Source organism: Aquimarina spongiae (genome assembly GCF_900141785.1).
GTDB lineage: Bacteria > Bacteroidota > Bacteroidia > Flavobacteriales > Flavobacteriaceae > Aquimarina > Aquimarina spongiae.
Map to the genome: position 1 here is coordinate 1 of NZ_FQYP01000025.1, position 2,479 is coordinate 2,479.

Genomic DNA, 2,479 nt, shown 5'->3' on the forward strand with positions numbered 1-2,479 from the left:
GAAGATGCTGATGGAGATACCTCTAGTGCTACGGTTACTTTTGATGTGACTTCAGTAGATGATACGCCAACGGCTACAGATGATAATTTAACAGTAGATGAAGATAGTACAGCAGGTGTAGCGAATCAGATAGATGTATCGACCAATGATAATATTGGTGGTGATGGAGGAGATGGTGATGACTTTGCTATAGCTACAGGTCCTACTAATGGTACAGTTGTAGAAGTTAGTGATGGTGTCTTCGAATATGTTCCAAATGTTGGATTTAGCGGTACAGATAGCTTTACATATACGATTACTGATGTGGATGGCAGTACAGCCACTGCAACCGTTAATATTACTGTAAATGATACCGGTAATCCGTTAGCAGTAAATGATACAGCTACTACAACAGAGGATACTCCAGTTACTACAGGTAATGTATTAACAAACGATACGGTTATAGATGATGCTACAATTACTGCATTCGATGCTATCAGTACTAATGGAGGTACGGTAGTGAATAACGGAGATGGTACATTTACCTATACACCACCACTAGGATTTGTTGGAAATGATACGTTTACCTATACGCTTTGTGATGATGATACACCAGCAAGCTGTTCTACAGCAACGGTAACTGTAACTGTAACAGATGAAGGAGATCCAATTGCTGTAGATGATACAGTTACTACAATTGAAGATACTCCGGTAACTACAGGTAATGTGTTGGATAATGATAGTGTAATTGATGATGCTACAATAACTGCATTCGACGCTACTAGTACCAATGGAGGTACGGTAGTGAATAATGGAGATGGAACGTTTACTTACACTCCACCACCAGGATTTTTAGGAGATGATACGTTTACGTATACCCTTTGTGATGATGATACGCCACCAAGTTGTTCTACAGCAACCGTTACGGTAACAGTAATTGAAGCTTCTGCTCCGTCATTAGTTTTAGTAAAAACTGCAGAAGTAAACGGTGCACAAGTTGGAGATGAAATCACCTATACATTTACGGTCACAAATACTGGAGATACTGTAATTGATAATATAACGGTAGATGATCCATTAACTGGAAGCGTGAATTTAGCGATTAATCCATCAACATTAGCACCAGGAGAAGAGGGGACAGCTTCTGCTACATACGTACTTACTCAAGCTGATATTAATCTTGGTGAAGTAATGAATAGTGCTACTGTTATTGGAGAAGACCCAATTGGAAACGATGTAATGGATATTTCTGATAGTGGAGATGAACTAGTAGATGAAGATGGAGACGGTGATCCAACAAACGATCCTACAATTACGCAAATAGAACAATTACCTAATTTGGCATTGACTAAACTGGGCATATATGTAGATACCAATAATGATGGATTGCTTAATACAGGAGATGAAATTCAATATACGTTCACAGTTACCAATACAGGTAATGTAGATATAACTAATATTACTTTATCTGATCCGTTACCAGGTATTGTGATTAATGGTGGACCAATTGATCTGTTAGTAGGGGAAACTGATGAGAGTAGTTTTACTGCAGTGTACACCCTTACCGAAGATGATATATTTACGGGAAGAGTGGAGAACCAAGCTACTGTAACAGGGCAAGATCCTAACGGAGAAGATATCACAGATCTCTCAGATGATCCTTTAGAGGATATCAATGTAGATATTGATAATGATGGTGATTTTGAAGATATAACCATTACCGTTTTAGATATTCGAGATTCAGAAATAGAGATCTTCACAGGATTGAGTCCTAACGGAGACGGAATCAATGATGAATTCAGAATTGTTGGATTGCAGAATTTCCCAAGAAATAATCTCCAGATATTCAACCGTTGGGGAGTGAAGGTTTTTGATCAGGATGGATACGAACAACCAGGAGTGAGATTCTTTGTTGGAATTAGTGAAGGTAGAACCACAATAAGTAAGAATAGAGAGTTACCGGTGGGAACATATTACTATGTTTTAAGGTTCGAAGATTCTGAAGGTATTACCAGATCAAGAGCAGGATACTTATATATAAATAGATAATAATTTAGAATAACATATATTTGTTATACCCTAAATCAAATAAAATATCGATGAATAGACCATTATTAATAATTGTGCTAGCATTTCTAACACTATGCATTGAACAAGTTCAAGGGCAACAGGATGCACAGTATACCCAGTATATGTACAATACGATTAGTGTAAATCCGGCTTATGCTGGTAGTCGAGGCGTTTTGAGTATTATGGGTCTTCACCGCAGCCAGTGGGTTGGATTGGATGGAGCTCCCCGTACTCAAACCTTAACCTTGAATACTCCTATTGGAGATTCAGAGCGTTTGGGATTGGGACTCTCTATTGTCAACGATGAGATCGGTCCTACCGATGAGACCTTTATAGGAGTTGATTTTTCATATACGATTCCTACCTCTGAGTATGGAAAGTTGAGTTTTGGATTGAAAGGAGGTGCTCATTTGTTGAATGTTGATTTTCA

General features: G+C 38.2%; 2 protein-coding genes. Both read left to right on the top strand.

Annotated elements, in window-relative coordinates; translation table 11 throughout:
- A partial coding sequence (locus BUE24_RS23520) for a DUF7507 domain-containing protein (RefSeq protein ID WP_139242109.1) occupies positions 1 to 2,028 on the top strand: 2,028 nt, incomplete at its 5' end.
- A 50-nt stretch (positions 2,029 to 2,078) separates the two neighbouring features.
- A partial coding sequence (locus BUE24_RS23525) for a PorP/SprF family type IX secretion system membrane protein (protein WP_139242110.1) occupies positions 2,079 to 2,479 on the top strand: 401 nt, incomplete at its 3' end.